This is a genomic window from Hyalangium sp., from assembly GCF_035629615.1.
Taxonomy (GTDB): domain Bacteria; phylum Myxococcota; class Myxococcia; order Myxococcales; family Myxococcaceae; genus Hyalangium.
This window is the reverse complement of sequence record NZ_DASPHO010000900.1, coordinates 1-5,526: the sequence shown is the minus strand read 5'-3', so window position 1 is coordinate 5,526 and position 5,526 is coordinate 1. Positions and strand designations below refer to the sequence as shown.

At 68.3% G+C, this 5,526-nt stretch carries 5 protein-coding genes; 2 read left to right on the top strand and 3 right to left on the bottom strand.

The window, feature by feature from the left end; translation table 11 throughout:
* Positions 1-83 precede the first annotated feature (83 nt).
* From VD972_RS45040 to VD972_RS45030, 3 genes are all read right to left on the bottom strand, one after another.
* Positions 84-884: a hypothetical protein gene (locus tag VD972_RS45040; RefSeq protein WP_324996266.1), complete on the bottom strand. Its 801-nt coding sequence runs from the start codon at positions 882-884 to the stop codon at positions 84-86.
* Positions 885-1,042: 158 nt separating this feature from the next.
* Entirely contained in the window at positions 1,043-1,381 is a 339-nt protein-coding gene (locus VD972_RS45035; protein ID WP_324996264.1) for a PilZ domain-containing protein, read from the bottom strand.
* A 96-nt stretch (positions 1,382-1,477) separates the two neighbouring features.
* Positions 1,478-2,908 carry an ELWxxDGT repeat protein gene (locus VD972_RS45030; RefSeq protein WP_324996262.1) on the bottom strand — a complete coding sequence of 477 codons (1,431 nt, stop codon included), beginning with the start codon at positions 2,906-2,908 and terminating at the stop codon, positions 1,478-1,480.
* Between the two features lie 343 nt (positions 2,909-3,251).
* Between VD972_RS45030 and VD972_RS45025 the strand changes: the two genes are divergently transcribed.
* Together VD972_RS45025 and VD972_RS45020 are read left to right on the top strand one after the other, a co-directional pair.
* On the top strand, positions 3,252-4,568 hold the full coding sequence (locus tag VD972_RS45025; RefSeq protein ID WP_324996260.1) for a galactose oxidase-like domain-containing protein: 1,317 nt from the start codon (positions 3,252-3,254) through the stop codon (positions 4,566-4,568).
* Between the two features lie 63 nt (positions 4,569-4,631).
* A complete protein-coding gene (locus VD972_RS45020; protein ID WP_324996258.1) occupies positions 4,632-5,345 on the top strand; it encodes an FKBP-type peptidyl-prolyl cis-trans isomerase in 714 nt (237 codons plus the stop codon).
* Positions 5,346-5,526 lie beyond the last annotated feature (181 nt).

Here is a 5,526-nt window from a genome sequence, read left to right as displayed (position 1 = left end):
TGTTTGTCACCGGCCACCGCCACCGCGGCCAGGAGACAGGTGAGGACCGTCAGCTTCAGCGCCTGCATGTGCGACCTCTCTCGTTACTGGGTGACGATCGCTACCCGGCCCTCGGCCAGGAACGAGGCGTTCGCTTCGGTCAGCAGCTTCAGCGCATCCTCGGCCAGCACCAGATCCGAGCCCTGGAGCTGCGCCGCCTTCACCACCAGGGGCTTCTCGCCCACCAGCGCGCTCTTCTGCGCCTCCGGGAGGCTCTTGAACCAGGCGGCCACGGCCGCGGACTTCCGGGCCTCGGCGGACAGGGCGTCGGCGCCGTAGACGGGCTTGCCGGCGCCATCCAGCAGCCGCGGCGAGAGCACGGGCTTCGCGCCCAGCCCTCGTGCGTCCACCACCAGGCCGGTGTACTTCTTCGTGCCCTGCGTGTTCACGGCGATGGCCGTGTCCGGGGCCGGCGCCAGCACGGAGGTGAGGGCCGCCAGCGGCACCTCCACGTCCATCTCCACGCCGCTGTCCGAGTAGTAGCGCTTGTTGACGACCTTGAAGCCGCGGACGACACCCTCGACGCGGCCGCGGATCTCCTCGCTGCCCATGGCGTCCCCCACCGTGCGGCCAGCGCTGATCTGCACGCCCTTGGCCTGCTCCAGCAGGTTGCGGAACGCGTCCATCTTCGCCGCGCGCTCGGCGCCCAGCCGCGCCTGGGCCGGGTTGGAGGCCTTCAGGTCCGGGGCGCCAGCTCCGGTGGCCCGGAGGATCTGTCCCTCCCAGTTGACGCCCGCCTCGGGCCTGGCCGTGGCGGCCGCGGGAGCAGCGGGCTTTGCATCCTTGCCCTGGGCTACCGCCGACAGCGGCACAACCAGGGCCAGCATCCACAACGAGCGCTTCACGGGGGGCCTCCGTCCTCACCTGCCGGTGAGCAGACGCGACTGAATGGCCAGGCCATTCAATCGACCGCCTTCCAGGGAAGTCAAGGCAGGCCCCTGTAGGGAACACGCCCGCTTGCTGGAAGTCGCGCCCACCGGAGACGGGGCCGCAACGCGGCGCGTCAGTTGCCCTGGGCGGAGCGGCTGACGTAGGCGTCGATCATCCGGCGGTGCCGCTCGGTGAGGAGCGTGAAGCGCACACCGGAGCGCTCGTTGCGCGCGGCGTCCAGCTGGGCCCACTCGCGGACCACCTCGCCCTCCGCGTAGATGACCTCCTCCGAGCCCGGGAGCTGGAACTGGAGCCCGACCCGGCGAGCGTGGTGCTGCGGCTCGATGAGCTGCGCGAGGCTCAGACCTTCCTGGCTGATGTCGGAAGCACGGGTCAGGTAGGGCACGCCGCCCATGTACTTGTTCAGATAGATGTCGATTGGAGCCCGCTTCGCCTTCCGCTTGTCGCTCATCTGATCCCTCACGTGATGCAACAACCTGCTCCCAAGATGAAGCAGGGTGTGGCGAGGGTAGAGGCAAACGGAGCGCTGGCAAGAAAACGGCGCGAGCTAGCGGTCGCAGCGGCCCGCGGGTCGGAATGGCAGGGCCCACAGCCTCCGGCCGCTCGAGCCCACTTCGGCGCTGAAGAAGACGTCCCAGCCGGATCGCACGAACTCCCTCGGGTTCGAGGCACGCATGCTGGCCACAGGCCCTTCGATGGCCACTGTTCCCCTGGGCGTTCCATCGCTCACCCATGGGCTCCGGCCACGCCCTGCCGTGTCCGCGCTGAAGAACACGTGGTCCTGGATGGCTGTCAGCTCCTCCGGGGACGAGCCCAGCGCTCCGGGTTCGAGGTCCGTGAAGAGGCGCGTCCCAGAGGCCGTGCCGTCGCTCACCCACAGCTCACGCCCGTGCATGCCATCGTCCGCGGTGAAGAAGAGCCGCCGTCCCACCACCGTGAGGCCCTGAGGGTGTGAGCCCTCGGAGCCGGGACGGAGATCCTTCACCCGCCGCGTCCCCTCCGGCGTGCCGTCACTGCGCCAGAGCTCCTGATTTGCTGGGTCTTCATGCGTGCTCGCGCTGAAGTACAGCCGACCGCCCATCGCCACCAGCTCGTGAAGCTCCGAGAACATGCCCACGCGCACAGGCGCTCCACCCTCCGTCACCATCAGCTCGGCCATGAGCTCGTGGCTGTCGCCCGTGATGAAGAACAGCCGCTGGCCCACGGGGGTCAGTGACTCCAGGAGGTTCGTGCTGGGCACCCGGAACAGCTCCACAGCACCGGGCCCTCCATCGCTCCGCATCAACGCTCGGAAGAAGCCGCCGCGGTCGATGAGGAAATAGAGCGCTCCTCCGCTTCCCCGGACAAAGCCTTGGGGGTGGGTGCCCTCAGGGCCCGGCTCCAGATCCTCGACCTGGAAGGTGCCCATGGGCGTGCCATCGCTGCGCCACAGCTCATGCCCATGCTCCTCATCTCCCGCGGAGAAGTAGAGCAGGCCGCCGAATGAGAACAGCGACCGCGGGAACGAGCCTATCGGACCGGGCCAGAGGTCCTTCACCCCCTGGGTGCCGCCGGTGGTGCCGTCGCTCACCCAGAGCTCCCGCCCATGCTCCGCATCCTCGGCGGCGAAGAAGACTCGCGTCCCCACGCGGGTGAGCTCCATGGGGCTGATGCCCGTCAGCTCGGGAGAGAAGTCCTTCACGAGGGAGATCCCTTCCCCCTGGGTGCCGCTGCTCTTCCATAGGTCGAGCCCGTTCTCGCCATCCTCCTCGGTGAAGAGCAGCACCTGGTCTCCGTGCACCAGCTCGCTCGGCCCGAGGCCCACCGCTCCCGTCGAGGGATCCAACAGGGCGGCCCTCCTTCCACACGGCTTCCAGCCCCGGGCGTCCTGGAGGGAGCTCGCGCCCCCGGCTTCTTCCTCCGGGAGGGGTTCCTGGGAATGGACGGTGATTCCGGAGAGCAGCGCCAGCACCACGAAGAACGGACGCCAGCACCTCATTGAAACCTCCTGGGCCTGAAGGGGGACCGTCGTCAACCTGGGGATGCGAGGCCTCCCCCGCCCAGCCGTGCAGCAGTCCGGTAGGACGTGACTTCACCCAACAGTCCGGCGCGGGCTTCTTCCTGGCCACCACTTCCTCAGACGCCGGGACGGATTGGCGGGCCAGGGTTCCCCCTTAGGTTGTGTCGCTGTGGACAGCAGCCACCCACTCGGAGGCTCCATGGCGGTGCAGCCCTGCTCTCGATGGTTGAAGGTGCTCGCGGTAGGGCTTGTCGGGTGTGCAGTCCTGCCAGCCCCTGCGGAGGCACAGACCCCTGCGGAGGTGGGGCAATGGTCGAGCGTCATGGCCTGGCCCCTCTCCGCCACCCACACCAGTCTGCAGCCCGACGGCAAGGTGATGTTCTTTGGCGAGTTCGACGAGGGGGACGATCCGCCGCGACGCTGGGACCCCGTCACCAACACCCTCAGCGCCCTGCCTACCGCGGGCTACAACATCTTCTGCGCTGGGCACTCGTACCTCGCGGACGGCCGGCTGTTGGTGACGGGCGGGCACATCGCGAGCCATGTGGGGCTCAACGACGCGAGCCTCTTCGATCCGTTCACGGGTACATGGAGCCGCCTGCCAGACATGAACGCCGGGCGCTGGTACCCCACGAACGTCACCCTCCCCAATGGGGACGTGATGGTGCTCAGCGGTGAGATCAATGGCGTCAGCGACATCAACGAGATCCCACAGCGGTACCTGGCGGCGTCCCGGACCTGGAGGACGATGACGTCCGCTCGGCTGGACATGCCGTACTACCCGCGGATGTTCCTGGCTCCCAACGGAAGGCTCTTCTTCGCCGCGCCGTGGCGAGCCACGCGCTTCATGGATCCGAATGGGACCGGCTCCTGGAGCTCAGGGCCCTCCAGCCTCTTCGGAGGCCGGAGCTACGGGCCGGCGGTGATGCTCGATGGCACGGTGGTCATCATCGGTGGAGGCGATCCGCCGACTGCCACCGTGGAGCTGATCGATCTCAATGTGGCATCACCGACATGGCGGTACGTGGCTTCGATGAGCGTGCGCCGGCGGCAGCACAACGCGACACTGCTGCCTGACGGCACGGTGCTCGTCACGGGCGGCAGCAGCGGCAGCGGCTTCGACAACGCAGGCGCTCGGGTCTTCCACGCGGAGGTGTGGAACCCTGTCACGAACCGCTGGACACGGCTCGCCAGCAACAGCATCTATCGCGGCTACCATGCCACCGCGCTGCTGCTGCCGGACGGGCGTGTGCTGAGCGCGGGTGGGCGCCATGCGCGGTCCGCGGAGATCTTCTCGCCTCCCTACCTCTTCAAGGGAGCGCGGCCGACAGTCAGCTCGGCGCCAGGCGTGGTGACTCCAGGGACGACTTTCACCGTGGGGACACCGGAGGCCGCCCGCATCGTGAAGGTGACGCTCATCGCCCTGGGCTCGGTGACGCACTCCTTCGATCAGAACCAGCGGCTCATCACCCTGGGCTTCACACGCGGCACCGGGAGCCTCACGATCACCGCTCCGCCAGGCAACACCGTGGCGCCGCCGGGCTACTACCAGCTCTTCCTGGTGAATGACCTGGGCGTTCCATCCCACGGCAGCATGGTGCGGGTGTCGACTGTGGCTGGCGCACTGCAGGAACCGTGAAATCGCGCTCGGAGGCTCATGAGGAGCCCTGTATTCTCGCGCCTCCTGTGAAGAGGAGGAAGCATGCGAACGATGTTGCTGGCGACGATGGTGATGGGCGGCCTCCTGGCCTCCGAGGCAGAAGCCCAGGGCAAGGCGAAGCCCGCACCCACCGCGGCACAGTCCACTCCCGGGCAGCCCCAGACGGATGACGAGAAGACCCTCTATGTGCTCGGGTACCAGTTCGGAAAGCAGATGGGGGTCTTGGGTCTGAGCCCCGCGGAGCTGGAGGTCATCAAGAAGGGCCTCTCCGATGCCACCCTCGGCACTCCCTCGGCCGTGGACGTGGAGCAGTATGGCCCGAGGGTGCAAGGGCTCGCCCGCGGGCGGCAGGGGAAGGCCAACGACACGTTCCTCGAGAGGGCAGCCCAGGAGAAGGGAGCCCAGAAGCTCCCCTCGGGCGTCATCTACAAGGAGTTGCAGGCCGGCTCCGGCCCCAGCCCCAAGTCCACGGACACCGTGGCCGTCCACTACCGAGGCACCCTGATGACGGGCGAGGAGTTCGACAGCTCCTACAAGCGCAACCAGGTCGCCGAGTTCCCCCTCAACGGCGTCATCCCCTGCTGGACGGAGGGCGTCCAGAAGTTGAAGGTGGGTGGGAAGGCGAAGCTGGTGTGCCCCGCCGCGAAGGCCTACGGGGATCGCCCGCCCCCGGGCTCGAAGATCCCCCCCAACGCCGTGCTCCAGTTCGAGGTGGAGCTGGTCAGCATCCCCGGCAATACGGCTGGCGGGAAGTAGCAGCACCCCAAGGCCCCGAGGTCAGCGCCCGAGCGCGGCCTCGGTGGCCCGCAGCAGCGGATCGGCGCTGATCGGCGAGCCCGTGGCCGTCACCATCCACTGATCCGGCGTCACCGCCCCGGTGCGCGCCATCCGCTCGAACTCCGCCCCCAGGGGCCCCTTCTTGTGCAGGTGCTCTTCG